15 protein-coding genes, 1 other RNA gene and 1 pseudogene are annotated in these 16,313 nt (G+C 50.0%); 8 read left to right on the forward strand and 9 right to left on the reverse strand.

The annotated features are described in order from the left end of the window. Positions 1 to 1,139 precede the first annotated feature (1,139 nt). Together J7445_RS04190 and J7445_RS04195 are read right to left on the reverse strand one after the other, a co-directional pair. Positions 1,140 to 1,352 carry a hypothetical protein gene (locus J7445_RS04190; protein ID WP_064106073.1) on the reverse strand — a complete coding sequence of 71 codons (213 nt, stop codon included), beginning with the start codon at positions 1,350 to 1,352 and terminating at the stop codon, positions 1,140 to 1,142. A 129-nt stretch (positions 1,353 to 1,481) separates the two neighbouring features. Then, positions 1,482 to 1,964 (reverse strand): metallophosphoesterase family protein, encoded by a 483-nt coding sequence (locus J7445_RS04195; protein ID WP_234405116.1) that lies wholly within the window; start codon positions 1,962 to 1,964, stop codon positions 1,482 to 1,484. A gap of 149 nt (positions 1,965 to 2,113) precedes the next feature. Here J7445_RS04195 and J7445_RS04200 point away from each other — a divergent pair, with 149 nt between their 5' ends. The 3 genes and pseudogenes from J7445_RS04200 to J7445_RS12480 form a co-directional block, all read left to right on the forward strand. Next, positions 2,114 to 3,007 (forward strand): metallophosphoesterase, encoded by an 894-nt coding sequence (locus tag J7445_RS04200; RefSeq protein ID WP_070490969.1) that lies wholly within the window; start codon positions 2,114 to 2,116, stop codon positions 3,005 to 3,007. Between the two features lie 1,297 nt (positions 3,008 to 4,304). Beyond that, entirely contained in the window at positions 4,305 to 4,493 is a 189-nt protein-coding gene (locus tag J7445_RS04205; protein ID WP_003782610.1) for a hypothetical protein, read from the forward strand. Between the two features lie 32 nt (positions 4,494 to 4,525). After that, positions 4,526 to 5,455 (forward strand): annotated as a pseudogene (locus J7445_RS12480) (tyrosine-type recombinase/integrase); the annotation flags it as partial. A 190-nt stretch (positions 5,456 to 5,645) separates the two neighbouring features. Here the strand turns inward: J7445_RS12480 and ssrA are convergent. Together ssrA and J7445_RS04225 are read right to left on the reverse strand one after the other, a co-directional pair. Beyond that, positions 5,646 to 6,008: a transfer-messenger RNA gene (gene ssrA, locus J7445_RS04220) on the reverse strand. Positions 6,009 to 6,123: 115 nt separating this feature from the next. Continuing rightward, on the reverse strand, positions 6,124 to 7,338 hold the full coding sequence (locus J7445_RS04225) for a pyridoxal phosphate-dependent aminotransferase (protein ID WP_070656577.1): 1,215 nt from the start codon (positions 7,336 to 7,338) through the stop codon (positions 6,124 to 6,126). A gap of 208 nt (positions 7,339 to 7,546) precedes the next feature. On the opposite strand from J7445_RS04225, the gene J7445_RS04230 reads away from it, so the two are divergent. The 5 genes from J7445_RS04230 (at position 7,547) to uvrC (ending at position 13,195) form a co-directional block, all read left to right on the forward strand. Beyond that, positions 7,547 to 8,665, forward strand: a complete 1,119-nt coding sequence (locus tag J7445_RS04230; protein WP_209283193.1) for a methyltransferase — start codon at positions 7,547 to 7,549, stop codon at positions 8,663 to 8,665. Between the two features lie 40 nt (positions 8,666 to 8,705). After that, positions 8,706 to 9,389: a 16S rRNA pseudouridine(516) synthase gene (locus J7445_RS04235; RefSeq protein ID WP_070656573.1), complete on the forward strand. Its 684-nt coding sequence runs from the start codon at positions 8,706 to 8,708 to the stop codon at positions 9,387 to 9,389. Positions 9,390 to 9,885: 496 nt separating this feature from the next. Beyond that, entirely contained in the window at positions 9,886 to 10,821 is a 936-nt protein-coding gene (locus tag J7445_RS04240; protein ID WP_070656571.1) for an immunity 49 family protein, read from the forward strand. Between the two features lie 79 nt (positions 10,822 to 10,900). Further along, positions 10,901 to 11,221, forward strand: a complete 321-nt coding sequence (locus J7445_RS04245) for a stress response protein (protein ID WP_070656569.1) — start codon at positions 10,901 to 10,903, stop codon at positions 11,219 to 11,221. Between the two features lie 138 nt (positions 11,222 to 11,359). Further along, a complete protein-coding gene (gene uvrC, locus J7445_RS04250; RefSeq protein ID WP_070656567.1) occupies positions 11,360 to 13,195 on the forward strand; it encodes an excinuclease ABC subunit UvrC in 1,836 nt (611 codons plus the stop codon). Positions 13,196 to 13,457: 262 nt separating this feature from the next. Here the strand turns inward: uvrC and J7445_RS12205 are convergent, their stop codons facing one another. The 5 genes from J7445_RS12205 to ispF all read right to left on the reverse strand — a co-directional run bounded on the left by J7445_RS12205 (position 13,458) and on the right by ispF (position 16,293). Continuing rightward, positions 13,458 to 13,694: a hypothetical protein gene (locus J7445_RS12205; RefSeq protein ID WP_244969521.1), complete on the reverse strand. Its 237-nt coding sequence runs from the start codon at positions 13,692 to 13,694 to the stop codon at positions 13,458 to 13,460. A gap of 240 nt (positions 13,695 to 13,934) precedes the next feature. Beyond that, a complete protein-coding gene (gene yfaE / locus J7445_RS04260) occupies positions 13,935 to 14,180 on the reverse strand; it encodes a class I ribonucleotide reductase maintenance protein YfaE (protein WP_209283194.1) in 246 nt (81 codons plus the stop codon). A 99-nt stretch (positions 14,181 to 14,279) separates the two neighbouring features. Then, the gene (locus J7445_RS04265; RefSeq protein WP_070656565.1) at positions 14,280 to 15,002 is read right to left on the reverse strand and encodes a thermonuclease family protein; all 723 of its coding nucleotides are present in this window, start codon (positions 15,000 to 15,002) and stop codon (positions 14,280 to 14,282) included. A gap of 69 nt (positions 15,003 to 15,071) precedes the next feature. After that, positions 15,072 to 15,743 carry a ribose-5-phosphate isomerase RpiA gene (rpiA, locus tag J7445_RS04270; protein WP_070656562.1) on the reverse strand — a complete coding sequence of 224 codons (672 nt, stop codon included), beginning with the start codon at positions 15,741 to 15,743 and terminating at the stop codon, positions 15,072 to 15,074. Between the two features lie 70 nt (positions 15,744 to 15,813). Continuing rightward, the gene (ispF, locus tag J7445_RS04275) at positions 15,814 to 16,293 is read right to left on the reverse strand and encodes a 2-C-methyl-D-erythritol 2,4-cyclodiphosphate synthase (protein ID WP_070656560.1); all 480 of its coding nucleotides are present in this window, start codon (positions 16,291 to 16,293) and stop codon (positions 15,814 to 15,816) included. Between the last annotated feature and the right edge of the window lie 20 nt (positions 16,294 to 16,313).

The raw sequence follows: 16,313 nt of genomic DNA on the forward strand, positions 1-16,313 counted from the left end.
ACAATGGAGACCGGGCTGCATGAAACGGTAGATTCTCCAGCTGTACAAAAGTTACGTAAAGAGTTGACATCATTGAGCAATCAGCGAGAACAACAGGAAGTAGCTGCTGATGGTGACGCCTACAGGTACGCTACCCAGACTGAAAAAGAACCGCTCGTTCCAGTTAGGCAAGCTGACCGACAAAGGCACGTCTGTACAACTGCTGAAACTAGAACATGCTCTTTCGCAGCTACAGAGCATTTTTGACGTGGTTCAGATGGCGCCAAGGGGGTGAGCTTATGGAGTACGGCACACAAGCCTCCCTGCTTCAACCAAACTCAACAGAACAGCAACGGATACTACGTTCGATCTGTGTCGACATCAATGTAGTCTTGGAAACGGTACAAGGAACCCAAAATCCTTCCCATAATCTACTACACCCAGCCAAAGATATTCAGTCCCGTCCTTCCCAAACGCCATCGGTATCTCGACCCCCAACTACAACCCTGACGACTATTGGTGGAATCAATATTAACCAAACCGCCAGCTAATAAAACAAGCCGCCCTGATTTGGGTGGCCTTTTTGTCATCGGGTGGAGAGATACATCTCACGAATCTGCTCTTAGGTGGGTTTGGTTAAACCCCATGGTCATTGACACAGTGCAGGATGAATTTATTGCTTCGGCAAACATAACGCTCCATCCACCAACTTGCATATATTTCCATGTCGGCGTATTCGACCATTTCCCTTTTTATCATCAGCCCACCTACCAACCCGACGGCCATCGAGCCAAACCCGATGGGAGAAAACAAGCTTCGCCCTCGCTCGGTTGAGACCGAGCTCAGAGTATGCCGACGGGCTTCTTATCGAATCCCATCTCGCCAACCCAAAGGCCATCGTGTCAAACCCGATGGAAGAAAACCATTTCAAAATTCCAAAATCACCGATGTATATATACTATATATGATATATATATTCTTATAATAGGTATTTATATTATATATATAAATATAAGTATGCGCTTTAAACAAAAAAAGCAATCTCTATAACACATCTTAACTCCACTTTCCCCAGACCTATAATTTCAAAAAATTTGGGAGGTAAAACAATAAAAGTTTTACCTCCCGAGAAAAATTTTTCCGGAATCTTCATATATCGCTCATATTTTTTCAGAGTCTCTTCCTCCAAACGGTCGAGCAACAGTGAGCACATAACCAGCCACCAGCCGCGCCTGCCCTTCCAGCTGCGTATCAATCGCCATATCCTCGCGAACCATCAGTAGGTGCATGACAAAATCGTAGTGCCATTCGCTGTTGTGGTGGATGCCGTATTCCAGACTGCCTGAAACGGTTTGCCCGTCTTCGGCCAGCACAAGGTTAAATTCAGCTGTGGCGTTTTCCAGCGGGTAGATGGCGAGGTTTTGATTTTTTCGGACATAAGAAAAGCCTTTAAACGTTGATTAACCCTAAGATAAAGAGTAGGTTTAATTGTCGTTTAAAGGCTAGGGGGAAAACCGCTGTATCCATGCCCATTCTTCGTTGTACAGGCGGACATAGTCCTCAGGCGTGATGCGCCGCTCGTTTTGGCTGTTGGGCAGGTAATCAAAAATATAGGCGAAATCGGCCACGGAAACCTGCGCCAGATTGCAGTTTTGCTCAAACTGTTTGGCGCTGACTTGGTGCTGCCTGAAATTGCTGAACAGCGTGCCGCCGACAAAGGTCCAGCCGTTGATTTGCACTGTTTTGCCCGCGCGCAGATAAGGTTCGTCGCGCAATTGCAGGCGCACATCGCTCATGTTTTCATGATAATAATCGTGATTGCCAAGCACAAAAACATAGGGCTTGCCCGCCTCGTTGCAGGCTGCCTGAAACTGCCGCATGGCGGCCAAACCGTTGCCGAAATCGCCGGCGTGGGCAATCACATCGGCTTCGGGATGAAGGGCATAGGGGCTGCCGTGGGTGTCAGAAAGGAGCTGTATTTTCATATAGATATGGTTTCAGGTAGGCTGCAACGGGAGATGGGAAACGGTTCGCCGGTATTGTATCATTCCATCTGAAACCGTTTGACACGATTGGCGCCGAGTATCGGCGTTGATGGTTCACGCTCATCAATCATTCATAGAAAGTCCTCTTAATGCCGACACGCACCGTCCAACTCAACTACATTTCCGATATCCATCTGGAATGGCTGTTCGACAAACGCGGGCTGCTGCAAACCGATGTACTGGACGCAATCTACCGCCCCCTGTTCCGCTGCAATAAGCAGCCTGCAACGCAACACAATCTGTTGATGATTGCCGGCGATTTGACCGAGGCCAGGAAGTTCCACTATTTCGTGCCGTTTCTGGAAAGCGTGATTGCCGACAACGGCTTTGACCGAGTGTTTTATGTGATGGGCAACCACGAATATTACGGCGATGCCCTACATAAGGCAGTCGGACGAATTCAGGTGGCTCTGGAGGGCAGCCCGATGCTGAAGGCGCACATGAGCATCCTGCATAATCAGTGTGCGATTCTCGACAACGGGCGCGTGCAGATTATTGGCGCACCGTTTTGGTATCAGGTGGCGCATGGGGACGAATATGCGGTGGCGCAAAGGTTGAGCGATTACCGCTACATCAAGGTCAAACGTGGCAATCGTTACGCCAAGCTGTTGTACCGCGATGTGCTGGCGGCACATCATCAAAGCGTTTGCTTTATCGAAGACACGCTGCGTGCCAGCCCGTCCGGCGTGCAAAACATCTTGTTCACCCACCACCCGACCAGCCGCCTGTTCGGCGATGCCGACCTGGGCTACGGTACGGTACTGCCTGCACAGTGGGCGGAGGATGCGGAAATCGGGCTACCTGAAAAGCTTGCAGCCTGCATTCACGGCCACGCCCACCAACACCTGCCCGTTTGTTATGCCAACGAATACGGCATTCCAACGGTGAGCAACACCATCGGCTATTATCAGGAAGAGTTTAAGCCCGACAGCCCGGCGGGACAGCAGCAAATCAAAGACGGGCTGCCGTTTTTGATGGTGTGAACCAGGCAGCACATCAAAGCGACAAGAGGGATAGTTTGCCATCCCTCTTTTTTTTCTGCATCATCAAATCAAAATCAACCGTGTCATTGATACTTTCGGCTGCTGCCTGAAGGCTGAATGGAGCCGTTATTCTGCATGCTCAAAGATACCGATAGACGGAAATCTATCTATTCTATTGATAATATTAAATAATCCATTGACTCATTGAATAAAAACAAATATTGCGGGTAATGAAAACAGTATCAACGACGGAAGCATCTACAACGGACCCAGGTACTCTCCGGTCTTTAGGGGAGTGCTGCCGGTCGTTGGTATGCATCATCACCTCTTGCTTAGGTTTTATCTTTCACTGAGTGAAAGAACCAGGTCCTTGCAATCATCTTTCAGCCAAGCAAAGCTGTCTGCCTCAATACCCCTTTTGATTGCGGACTTGGTCTCGGCAATATGCCCATTGCCCATCGGTATGATTTTCTGCATCGATGCAGATATGCTGTGAGCAAACCTTAAAGTGACTTTAACCCGGCATGCATCCCAGTCGTTGCCGGTGGTGGTACAGATATCGTTTGCACCGATGTGCGGACCTGATTTTGTCAGCCACCGATAAACCAGGTCCGGATAACGCCAGCGATACCTACATCGGCGCACAGGATATTGGAACCCTGTCCGCTCAATCGGTGCTTGATTAGGCTCAACAGATGGGAAAGTGTGCCTGACCAGGTTCTCCGTTTAGTGAGTTTTACTAAGCTCTCGGGCATAAACCTCTTAAAAAAATATCAATTCATTGATATTTAATGTTATTTTTAGTTTATATTAAAAACCATGCTGCGCTCATCATTAACAGAACCTAGTTCCATTACATGAATACACTTGCGGCCATCGTACTTTTTATAGGGATAATCAGCTACGCCAATCCAAAATGACCTGTTATCCACTCAGTGAACCAGGGCTTTTCCAAGTTTCAAACCGCCATATGGTTTGCCGATATTCATCCTACTTTGAGAATGAGCTGAAAAAATTTTAGGGCTTTTTGCTGCTAATATAGTTGGTACCGATATAGGCAATAGATACGTACCTGACATTGTTGCTTATCCCAACGGTAAATCACTCGCCCCGACGCAGTGTGGAACACAATCTGCCGTGGACAATGGATTAACTAAGCCGCTAAAAGGCGAACTTTAACTTTGGAGAAAAAAATGCAAACAGAAAGCCGACTCAGGTTGCCTGAACTACCACATGGTTGGTTACGGTACTACGGCCACTTACTACAAGTCCTAATTACTCATATGGAGGATTGAATATGTTGAACCAAATCCAGTTAAAACGTTACGCCGAGTTGTCAGGCTATACAGAAAAGGCTTTAAGGGACAAAATCAGCACCGGCGTTTGGGTAGAGGGACTCCACTACTACCGTGCACCCGACCGCCACATCTTAATCAACGTAAAAGAGGTAGAAAAATGGCAACGAAACGAATGCCAACCGGCTTAGTTATTCGCGACCGTAGTATCAAAATATGGTTCATGTATCAGGGTAAACGATGTTGGGAAAGCCTGCCGCTTAAGCCCACCACCGCCAACATCCGGCACGCCACCAAACTCCGGGAAGAAATATCTACCCGAATCGCCATCGGCGTATTCGATTATGCCGAATTCTTCCCCAACTCCAAACGGGCGGAAAAAACGGAGCGCAGCCCCACTTTCCGTGAGATGGCCGAAGCCTGGCTAGCCACCGTTAACCAGCTATCCCACTCCACCCTATCCCGCTATCGCGGCATGCTCAACAGCCACGTCCTGCCCAAAATTGGCGACATACCGATAGACCGCATTCAATACAGTACCCTAGCCGGGCTGCTGGCTACCTTAGACTGTAGCGCAAAAACTCGCAACAACATCGCCACCGTTATTCGGCAGCCGTTTGTTCTTGCGCTCCGCGACGGTAGGATAAAAGACAACCCCGCCCAGCATCTGGCCAATGCCAAAGTGCAGAAAGAGCCGCCTGACCCGTTCACGCTCGAAGAAGCCGAAGCCATTCTAGGCTACCTGAAAAATGAACCTGTGTTTCACAATTACTTCGAGCTGGCCTTTTTTAGCGGTATGCGTACCAGCGAGCTCATCGCTCTCACTTGGCAGGACATCGACTTCCAGAGGCAGTGCGTGCGCGTGAACAAAGCATCCGTGGCTGGCAAGCTGAAAAGCACCAAAACCCACAGCTATCGAGACATCGAGCTCAATAGCCGCGCCTTGGAAGCTTTACGTAGGCAATGGCAAAGAACAGGACTCGCAAGCGGATACGTTTTCATCAATCCGAAAACTGGCAGCCCATTTGAGAACGACAAAGTGCCGTGGAGACCTTGGCAGCACGCCATAAAAATAGCGGGGGTAAGGTACAGGAAACCCTACAACACCCGCCATACATTTGCTACACTCAACCTCATGGCCGGAGCCAACCCCATGTGGGTAGCCCGTCAGATGGGACACAGCACTATGAAAATGCTACTTGAAAACTATTCCCGCTGGATTGACTTGGCCGACAAGCAGCGTGAAAAGTCCAAAATCGAGCAGCTTTTTGGTGGGAAATGTGCCAATGGTGTGCCAAAAAACACAGAAATGGAGATAAGTACAGGATACTTATCGGATATCTTGGTGGAGGCGGGGGGAATTGAACCCCCGTCCGAAAGTCCTCTACAGAGCGTTCTACATACTTAGTCGTGTCTATTTAAAATCTCGTTCCTATCATGCCGACCGACAGGCCTTCTAGGAACCAGTTACCTTAAATCTTATTTCCCGCCAAGTAACCCGGCGGAAAACCAGTCAATGTAGAATGACGTTGCGGTAGCTAGCGCTACACAGCCCATTGACCAACTGCTGCAACGGCAGGCCTTAAGCGGCCAGTGCGTAAGTTTCGTCGTTTGCGACTATTTAGATTCAGTGTTTTACGGGAAATCTGAGACCCCGGTATGCCCGCATCTGCTTTGCAACCCCCGTCGAAACCAAGATCGCCCCCAGATGGGAAGCGTTAATTATACGCATATCAGGCTGTTTTGCCAAGCAGAACGGGCATAACAAAGGTCGTCTGAACACGCAAATCATGCTTTCAGACGACCTTTCGTCTTATTCGATTATTGCCGGTAAGTCTGCAAGAAGCGTTCGAGTTTGCCCATGGCTTCTTCGATTTGGTGGGTGTACGGCAGGGTAACGATGCGGAAATGGTCGGGGCGTATCCAGTTGAACCCGGTTCCTTGGACGAACAAGACTTTTTCGCGCACAAGCAGGTCGTAGATGAATTTCATGTCGTCATGAATGCCGTACATTTCGGTATCGATTTTCGGGAACATATACATCGCGCCCATCGGTTTGACGCAGGAAAGTCCGGGAATTTGGTTAATCAGTTCCCACGCTTTATTGCGTTGCTCCAACAGGCGGCCGCCGGGCAGGATGAATTCGTTGATGCTTTGATAGCCGCCCAAAGCGGTTTGGATGGCGTGTTGCATGGGCGTGTTGGCACACAGGCGCATGGAGGCGAGCATATCGAGACCTTCAATATAGCCTTTGGCATGTTCTTTCGGGCCGTTGAGCACCATCCAGCCTTGGCGGAATCCGGCAACACGGTAGGCTTTGGAGAGGCCGTTGAAGGTGATGGTTAACAGGTCGGGCGCGAGCGCGGCGATGTGGTGGTGTACCGCGCCATCGTAGAGGATTTTGTCGTAGATTTCGTCGGCGAAGATGATCAGACCGTGTTTGCGCGCCAACTCGGCGATTTCGAGCAGGATTTCTTTGCTGTATACCGCGCCGGTGGGGTTGTTGGGGTTGATGACGACGATGGCTTTGGTTTTAGGCGTGATTTTGGCTTCCATATCGGCAAGGTTGGGAAACCAGTCGTTTTCTTCGTCACACAAATAATGGCGCACCGTACCGCCCGCCAAAGTGGCGGCTGCCGTCCACAGCGGATAATCGGGCGCGGGAATCAGGATTTCGTCGCCGTCGTTCAAAAGCGCCTGCATGGACATGGTAATCAGTTCGGACACGCCGTTGCCGATATAAACGTCGTTTACCGTGATGTCGCGCAGGCCTTTGGTTTGGTAATAGTGAACGATGGCCTTGCGGGCGGAATACAGCCCCTTTGAATCGCAATAGCCCTGCGCGGTCGGCAGGTTGCGGATCACGTCCACCAAGATTTCATCGGGCGCTTCAAAGCCGAACGGCGCAGGGTTGCCGATATTGAGCTTGAGGATTTTATGACCTTCTTCTTCGAGTTGCAGGGCTTTTTTGTGTACCGGGCCGCGGATGTCGTAGCAAACGTGGTCCAGCTTAGACGATTTGGGAAATTTCTCCATGATGTGTGTTCCGTAAAATTGTTAACAATGGGGGTAAATGTACTCCGTTTACAGGCGGAAAGAAAGTATTTTATGCAACTGAGAATAGGTCGTCTGAAACCGCATTTCAAATTTCAGACGACCTTTGTTACAACCCTATTCCGCTTTCAATACATACTTCCCGAAATATAGTAAACTTGCCGTCAGTTTTCCCTTCCTCCTTCCTATCATGTTTCCCATTATCCCCACCGACCGCGCCGCTGCCGAATGGCGCAACGAAAGCACGCAAAAGCCGCCCAAGCAGGCGGTTTATGTGCATGAAAGCAATGCCGCCGATATTCTGAAAAACGCCCACGCCCACACGGCAACCGTTTGGACGGGCGATTTCCACAACGCCAAGCAAGTGTTGGCAGCGATGAAAAAGCGCGTCCGCAGGTCGTCTGAAAAAACAAAAAACGCGTCTGCCGATATTCAGACGACCTTCCACGCCCACCGCATGAAGCAGGCGCAGCAAAGCCGCGTGTTAAATATGCTTGCCGTCGAAATCGGCGCCGGTTTTCAGTTAAACAACCCGCGCGCGCCCGACGTCCGCTCCGCCCTCGCCGATGTGTACGCTGAGCCGAATGACGCGCCGTTTTTGCTGCCGCTCAACCAGCTTTTGGGCTTTATCGGCGCGCACGAATGGCACAAAAAAGGCATAGACATTCCGCAGCTTGACGGCAAAATCCACGTCCCCTTCGGCGTGTTCTCGCCCCTGCGCGGCGAATATTTGGACTTAATCGCCCAAGCGCCGTTGAATCCCCATATTCAGACGGCCTTCGACATCGGCACAGGTTCCGGCGTTATCGCCGCCATCCTTGCCAAACGCGGCATTCCTGAAATCACCGCCACCGACACCAACCCCAAAGCCATCGCCTGCGCAACCGCCAACCTCGCCCGCTTGGGGCTGGACAAACAAGTCGCCGTCCAAGCCATTGATTTGTTTCCTGAAGGGTGCGCCGACCTGATCGTCTGCAACCCGCCGTGGCTGCCCGCCAAACCGACTTCCGCCGTCGAAACCGCCCTCTACGATCCCGACAACGCCATGCTGACCGCCTTCTTAAACGGCGTGCGGCAACATTTAAACCCGCAAGGCGAAGCGTGGTTAATCATTTCCGATTTGGCAGAACATCTGCACCTGCGCGACCGAGATTTTCTAGAACAATGTTTTCAGACGACCTCTTTAGAAGTGGTCGATATTCTGAAAACCAAACCGCGCCACCGCAAAGCCGCCGACGAATCCGACCCGCTCGCCTTCGCCCGCAATCAAGAAACCACATACCTCTATCGTTTGAAAACAAAGTCCTGATATACAATCAGGTCGTCTGAAACCCACACCCGCCATTCCCATGCAACTGATCAAATACCTCCAATCCCAAGGCATAGGCAGCCGCAAACAATGCCAGTGGCTGATTCAAAATGATTGTGTCGAAATCAACGATACGGTCTGCAACGATACCAAAGCCGACATCGATCCCGCCGAAGTCCAAACGATGCGTATAGACGGCGAAGACATCGTCGTCGTCCCCATGCCCTATTTTTATATCCTGCTCAACAAGCCTGCCGATTACGAAACCTCGCACAAACCGCAGCAATACCCCAGCGTTTTCAGCCTTTTTCCCGGTCATATGCGCAACATCGATATGCAGGCGGTCGGCAGACTGGATGCCGATACGACGGGCGTTTTGCTGATTACCAACGACGGGCAGTTCAACCACCGCGTTACCTCGCCGAAACACAAAGTACCCAAAATCTACCGCGTTACTCTGAAACATCCTGCCGATGACAGCCTGTGTGAAACGCTGAAAAACGGTGTCCTGCTGCACGATGACAACGAAACCGTCCGCGCCGCCGAAGCCGTTTTGGAAAACCCGACCACCCTGCTGATGACCATTACCGAAGGCAAATATCATCAAGTCAAACGCATGGTCGCCGCCGCCGGCAATCGCGTCGAACATCTCCATCGGGACGAATTCAACGGACGAACGGTAGAAAATTTAGCCTCAGGGGAGTGGAAATTCATCACAGTTTGAAAATTTAAAAGTTTTTTCAAAAAAATTTAACCATTATGATTTTTTTATTTGTTTAAAAACATTATGATATGATTGTTAAGATGATATTAACCAAACTTAACGCCATCATTCGTGAACTATTATATAATTCGCGTGTCTGAGTAACACTTGCTTCGAGAGAAGTGAGTAAGTGAGTAAGACGTTTTCCCCGTAATGTGTTTGGCCATCTATACTTTTCCCCTTAGTATAGATGGTTTTTTTTATCTGCGATTCTCTCAGCCCTTCCTACCGTATAGCTCCCTTCCCTTAATCAGGCAAATAGAGTGGACTGGTAAAACAAATTATTTTATTCACAGACCGATGCCGAATGCCTGTTTCCTTAGCTGGATATAGTTCCGGGTAACGGTTAAGCGAGACTGGCCATAAAGCAGCGAAAGCAGAGAAAAATTTACAAGACATGGAAAGAAACTTGGATAATGCCGCAACCGTTTCCTAAAACCAATATAAGGAGATAACAATGGGGCACAATATGATGACCACTCAAAAATGGTATGAGCATATTACTAATGTAATCATAGGCAATACTGCTAATTTCAATAACGGTTGCCTTGACTCTATAGATTATGTAGATGAAAAAAAAGGCGTTCCGCTTGCAGCTATGCAACATATTTTCATGGACGTTAGAGCTGCAGCTTCCCATGCCTATCTATTTGAACATGATCTTAAGAAATTCAAGCAATATGCTTATGTTGCAGGAAAGCTGGGAGTTTTGCTGAGTGTAAATTCTACAGACCCTGAACCCTTCTTCTTTCCCTGCGATATGCTCAACATTCAAAATCCGATGTTTCTGATGCTGATGAGCGACAGCCCGCAGCTGCTTGAGTTTCTGGTGCGCAATATCGACAACATCGCCAACGATACAGAAGTCTTCGTAAACCGCTACGACCTCAACCGTCATATGATTTACAATACTCTGCTGATGGTGGAGGGTAAGCAGCTTGAGCGGCTGAAACAACGTAGCGAGAAAGTCTTGGCGCACCCCACCCCTAGCAAATGGCTGCAAAAGCGGTTGTACGATTACCGCTTCTTCCTCGCTTTCGCCGAACAGGATGCAGAGGCGATGAAAGCTGCCTTAGAGCCGCTTTTCGATAAAAAAACCGCGCGTATGGCTGCCAAAGAAACATTGTCCTATTTCGATTTCTACCTGCAGCCGCAAATCGTTATCTACGCCAAAATTGCATCCATGCACGGTTTCGATTTAGGCATAGACCACGAAATCGGGCCGAGGGATTTGATTGTTTACGATCCGCTGCCGGCAGACGAATACCAAGACATCTTCGATTTTATGAAACAGTATGACTTGTCTTACCCGTATGAATATCTGCAGGATTGGATAGATTACTATACGTTCAAAACCGATAAGCTGGTATTTGGTAACGCGAAGCGAGAGTGAGCCGGAAACCTCTGAGCGCCTGTTTTATAGATTTCAGTTTTGCGAAGTACTTATTCAACCCTACAAACAGGAGGTCATCATGTTAATCAAAAAAGGCTTGCTTTCTACTTTGTCCATTGCACTGATAATGGGTTTTTCCGCCCAAACTGCCGATGCAGACACCCACAAACGCCGCCATCCGCGAACTCAAGCCGAACATGGTAAACTGCATCCCGCCTGCAAAAAGTACCTTGACCGCCGCGCTGCATGGTACAAATACAAAGGCGACCGTGCCGAATTGAAAGAAAACCGAAAAGCCCGCAAAGCTTTCCGTCAGCTACACTATAAAGAACAACGCATCCAATGCCGCGCCGCTTACGAAGCATTTGATGATTTCGATCACGGCAAATTCCGCCGTTAACAATCATATCGGTAAAGGTCGTCTGAAAACGGTTTACTATTTGAGAAAACCCGTTTTTAGACGACCTTTTGTTATATTCCCGGAATACAGTTTCCCCTATAATTCCGACTTTCCAGCTCCCATACTGCCTCCCGCCCCATGACCACGGACTTCGACATCCCCCTTTTCCTTAAAAACCTGCCCAATCTGCCCGGCGTGTACCGTTTTTTCGACGAAGGCGGCAACGTCTTATACGTCGGCAAAGCCGTCAACCTCAAGCGTCGCGTGTCCGGTTATTTCCAGAAAAACGACCATTCCCCGCGCATCGCCTTGATGGTGAAACAGGTTCACCACATCGAAACCACCATCACCCGCTCCGAAGCCGAAGCCCTGATTCTCGAAAACAATTTCATCAAAGCCCTGTCGCCCAAATACAATATCCTCTTCCGCGACGACAAAAGCTATCCCTACCTAATGCTCAGCGGACATCAATATCCGCAGATGGCGTATTACCGCGGTACGCTGAAAAAGCCGAACCAATACTTCGGCCCCTATCCCAACAGCAACGCCGTGCGCGACAGCATCCAAGTCCTGCAAAAAGTCTTCATGCTGCGCACCTGCGAAGACAGCGTGTTCGAACACCGAGACCGCCCTTGTCTGCTGTACCAAATCAAACGCTGCACCGCGCCCTGCGTCGGACACATCAGCGAAGAAGACTACCGCGACAGCGTGCGCCAAGCCGCCACCTTCCTCAACGGCAAAACCGACGAACTGACCCGCACCCTGCAACACAAAATGCAGACCGCCGCCGCCAACCTGCAATTTGAAGAAGCCGCCCGCTACCGCGACCAAATCCAAGCACTCGGCATCATGCAGAGCAACCAGTTCATCGACAGCAAAAACCCGAACAACCCCAACGACATCGACCTGCTCGCGCTCGCCGTTTCAGACGGCCTCGTCTGCGTACACTGGGTCAGCATACGCGGCGGGCGGCACGTCGGCGACAAAAGCTTCTTCCCCGACACCAAAAACGATCCCGAACCAAACGGGCAAGACTACGCCGAAGCCTTCGTTGCCCAACACTATCTGGGCAAAAGCAAACCCGACATCATCATCAGCAACTTCCCCGTCCCCGACGCATTGAAAGAAGCCTTGGAGGGCGAACACGGCAAACAAATGCAGTTCGTGACCAAAACCATAGGCGAACGCAAAGTCTGGCTGAAAATGGCAGAACAAAACGCACAAATGGCAATAGCCCAACGCCGCCTGCAACAAAGCAGCCAGCAACACCGCATCGACGAGTTGGCAAAAATCCTGAACATGAATTCAGACGACCTCAACCGCCTCGAATGCTTCGACATCAGCCACACCCAAGGCGAAGCCACCATCGCCTCCTGCGTCGTGTACGACGAACAAAACATCCAACCCTCGCAATACCGCCGCTACAACATCACCACCGCCAAACCCGGCGACGACTACGCCGCCATGCGCGAAGTCCTCACCCGCCGCTACGGCAAAATGCAGGAAGCCGAAGCCAACGGCGAAAGCGTCAAATGGCCGGATGTCGTATTGATTGACGGCGGCAAAGGACAAATCGGCGTCGCCGTATCCGTATGGGAAGAACTCGGGCTGCACATCCCCTTGGTCGGCATCGCCAAAGGCCCCGAACGCAAAGCCGGCATGGAAGAACTCATCCTCCCGTTTACCGGCGAAACCTTCCGCCTGCCGCCCAACAGCCCCGCCCTGCACCTCCTGCAAACCGTGCGCGACGAATCACACCGCTTCGCCATCACCGGCCACCGCAAAAAACGCGACAAAGCCCGCGTTACCTCGTCACTCAGCGACATCCCCGGCGTAGGCAGCAAACGCCGCCAAGCCCTGCTCACCCGCTTCGGCGGCCTGCGCGGCGTCGTTGCCGCCAGCAAAGAAGATTTGGAACAAGTCGAAGGCATCAGCAAGGCATTGGCGGAAACCATTTACGAGCATCTGCATTAAAAGATGGGGTTAAATAAAGCAAGAGGTCGTCTGAAAAGTTTTCAGACGACCTCTTGTTATTCTCTATACCACATCAAAAACAATATTTTTTTAAAACCTTATTAGGAATATATTGATAAATATCCTGAAATTCTTTCTTTACCGCGGCTGAGGCAGGATTCAGCTTCTCATTCCGTACCAATTTTATTTTATCTTTGGTGACTTCCGACAACGAAGCAGCGGTATAGCGGTATTCCCGATGCGAACCTGCCGTCAAACGGTCTCAAGTAAATTCATACCGGTATTTATCCTGTCCCATTTCCCCATAAAAATCAACATCCATCCTGCAACGTCTTTGCGGTTGGGCAAGCAATACCAACTCGCTTCCCTCCGGACTCAATTCAAAATCCGTCAAATCCCTTTCATAAACTTTTTTCCATTGGGAATGATGACTTTGAGCAGCCAGCAAACCAGAGCTCAAACATAAAACTGAAACCAATAAACCCTTAGCAACATTCATATGATTACACCTAAATCTGAAGAGCCTATTATTAAAGCAAAGAACTAAAAATAATATAATTGGGTTTCAATCGACTCAATCCCGCTCATCAAACAAGCCGACATCGAATAAATCCGGCTCGCTTATACGAGTGCGGCAATCGATTTTATAGTGGATTAAAATAAAAATGAGACAAGGCGGCAACGCCCGTCGTGTACAGATAGTACATAAGGGCGTTGGTAACGCCGTATCGTTGCAATTTTAATCCACTATAATACCCTCATTCACCCGACAGCAACACAGCAGAATTTCGCCGGACGCGACAAAGGCGAGCGGGAAATCGTCGTAGGACGACGCCCTGCCGTCCAATATTTTGACGCGGCAGGAACCGCAATAGCCGCTGCGGCACTGGTATTCGACCTCGTGGCCGGTGCGCTCCAAGCCCTCCAATAAGGTTTCGCCCTCTTGAAGCTCGAAGGTTTTGTCGTGTGTACTGATGAGTGCCATTGTTATCTGTTTAAGCGGGAAAGGTCGTCTGCACGGTGTAACCGAAATCTTTGATTTCGCTTCTACACCTGTTCAGACAACCTCTTGCTATACATTACCCTACCAAATCCCCAACCAGTTTTCTTCCGATTTGGAGTTTCCGCGTCCTTCTTGTGCCTCGCGTTCACCCCTTCGGAAATCCCACGGAGCTTGCGGATTTTTACCGCTCCACAAACCTTTACGTTTTTGTTTTGCCTGCTTTTGGCCGGCGGCGTAATCGGCATAGGCGGTTTTGCTTTGCTGTTTTTTGGCATAGCTGTCGTAATGCCATGCCGCTCCGTCGCGCAGCTGCATAAGGTTCAAATCGGTTGTTCCAACGGATACCTGCGCAACTTCGCGTTTGTAGCGGTCTTTTTCGAATACGCGTACTTTCACTTTTTTGCCGTCGGCTTTGTCAATCAGGTTGTCACGCGAACGCGTACCGTATGCCTGATTAATCTCGGGCGCGTCGATATACGCCATGCGGATTTTGTGTTTTGCACCGTCTTCGTCGATGACGTGAAGGGTATCACCGTCGTGGATTTTGGCGATTTTTCCGTGATAAGTATAAGGGGCTTTTTTGTGTATGCCGGTCTTGCTCTGTTCGTTTTCAGACGACTTTGGCCTGATTGTATCGGTCAGTAGCGCACCGACGGACTCTAAGCCGAAATGACGGCTGTCTGTAATATCGGAAACAATCTGAACGCTTGATCGAATAAGTTCGGTATCGCGTGAGCCGTAACCCAATGCGCCCAATACGGACAGGAAAACGGGCAGCCATTTGAGCATGGTAGTGATCTTCATAATTTGAGAATGATAAGGTCGTCTGAAAACCGAAATTGGTTTTCAGACGACCTTTGCTGTTTATTACCTTTAATTTTGTCCGGGTTTGATGACTTTGACGCCCTGCTCTGTGCCCAGGATCAACAAATCCGCGGCGTTGCGCGCGAAGATGCCGTTTTCGAGAACGCCGGTGATGCGGTTGATTTCATCTTCCATAGTCAGCGGACGGTCGATATTCAAGTCATAGACATCGACGATTTGATTGCCGTGGAAAGTAGTGTAATCCAAGCGCAATTCAGGTTGTCCGCCCATTGCCAAAAGTTTGCGCGACACCAGCGAACGCGCACCAGGCAATACTTCTACGGGCAGCGGAAATTTGCCCAAACGCGATACATATTTGCTTTCGTCGGCGATACAGATGAATTTGTCAGACGCACTGGCGACGACTTTCTCGTTCAGATGCGCACCGCCACCGCCTTTAATCATTTGCAGCATATGGTTCACTTCGTCCGCGCCGTCAACATAGACGGCCAGCCCCATCACATCATTCAGCGATACTTCGGGGATGTCGTATTGCGCCATCAATTCGCTGGACTTTTTAGAAGTCGAAACCGCGCCTTTGATTTTTTTGCCGCTTTTGCCCAACGCTTCGATAAACATATTCACAGTCGAGCCGGAGCCGATGCCGATGTATTCGTTTTCAGGTACGAATTCCACCGCTTTCTCGGCGGCAATGCGTTTCAATTCATCTTGAGTAGCCATGAGTTCTCCTTAATGGGATGTGGGTCAATAGGATTATCTTAACATTTTCATGCCGTTTGTGCTTGCCTGCTTACGCTTTTTCCAGTAACACCGCCGCCTGCGCCTCGATGGCTTCCATGCGACCCAGATAACCGAGCTTTTCGTTGGTTTTGCCTTTAATGTTCACATAGGTCGTCTGAATGCCCAAATCGGTGGCAATGTTGGCACGCATGGCGGGAATGTGCGGCGCGAGCTTGGGCTTTTGCGCGATGATGGTCGTGTCCACGTTCACAACGCGCCAGCCTAAAGCCTGCACGCTCTTATACGCTTCACGCAACAATACGCGGCTGTCGGCATCTTTAAACTCGGCGGCGGTATCAGGGAAATGGCTGCCGATGTCGCCCAAACCCGCCGCGCCGAGCAATGCGTCGGTAATCGCGTGCAACAGCGCGTCGGCATCGGAATGTCCGAGCAGGCCTTTTTCAAACGGAATGTTTACGCCGCCGAGAATCAAATCGCGGCCTTCGACGAGTTGGTGGACATCGTAACCCTGTCCGATACGGATATTCATGTTTTGTCCTTTTTTTCAAT

Source organism: Neisseria sicca, from assembly GCF_017753665.1.
Taxonomy (GTDB): domain Bacteria; phylum Pseudomonadota; class Gammaproteobacteria; order Burkholderiales; family Neisseriaceae; genus Neisseria; species Neisseria flava.

Coding starts and splice junctions, on each gene's coding strand:
- J7445_RS04195 (WP_234405116.1), bottom strand. CDS start 1,964: ATGAAAATACAGCTCCTTTCTGACACCCACGGCAGCCCCTATGCCCTT.
- J7445_RS04200 (WP_070490969.1), top strand. CDS start 2,114: ATGCCGACACGCACCGTCCAACTCAACTACATTTCCGATATCCATCTG.
- J7445_RS04205 (WP_003782610.1), top strand. CDS start 4,305: ATGTTGAACCAAATCCAGTTAAAACGTTACGCCGAGTTGTCAGGCTAT.
- J7445_RS04225 (WP_070656577.1), bottom strand. CDS start 7,338: ATGGAGAAATTTCCCAAATCGTCTAAGCTGGACCACGTTTGCTACGAC.
- J7445_RS04230 (WP_209283193.1), top strand. CDS start 7,547: ATGTTTCCCATTATCCCCACCGACCGCGCCGCTGCCGAATGGCGCAAC.
- J7445_RS04235 (WP_070656573.1), top strand. CDS start 8,706: ATGCAACTGATCAAATACCTCCAATCCCAAGGCATAGGCAGCCGCAAA.
- J7445_RS04240 (WP_070656571.1), top strand. CDS start 9,886: ATGGGGCACAATATGATGACCACTCAAAAATGGTATGAGCATATTACT.
- J7445_RS04245 (WP_070656569.1), top strand. CDS start 10,901: ATGTTAATCAAAAAAGGCTTGCTTTCTACTTTGTCCATTGCACTGATA.
- uvrC (WP_070656567.1), top strand. CDS start 11,360: ATGACCACGGACTTCGACATCCCCCTTTTCCTTAAAAACCTGCCCAAT.
- J7445_RS12205 (WP_244969521.1), bottom strand. CDS start 13,694: ATGAATGTTGCTAAGGGTTTATTGGTTTCAGTTTTATGTTTGAGCTCT.
- yfaE (WP_209283194.1), bottom strand. CDS start 14,180: ATGGCACTCATCAGTACACACGACAAAACCTTCGAGCTTCAAGAGGGC.
- J7445_RS04265 (WP_070656565.1), bottom strand. CDS start 15,002: ATGAAGATCACTACCATGCTCAAATGGCTGCCCGTTTTCCTGTCCGTA.
- rpiA (WP_070656562.1), bottom strand. CDS start 15,743: ATGGCTACTCAAGATGAATTGAAACGCATTGCCGCCGAGAAAGCGGTG.
- ispF (WP_070656560.1), bottom strand. CDS start 16,293: ATGAATATCCGTATCGGACAGGGTTACGATGTCCACCAACTCGTCGAA.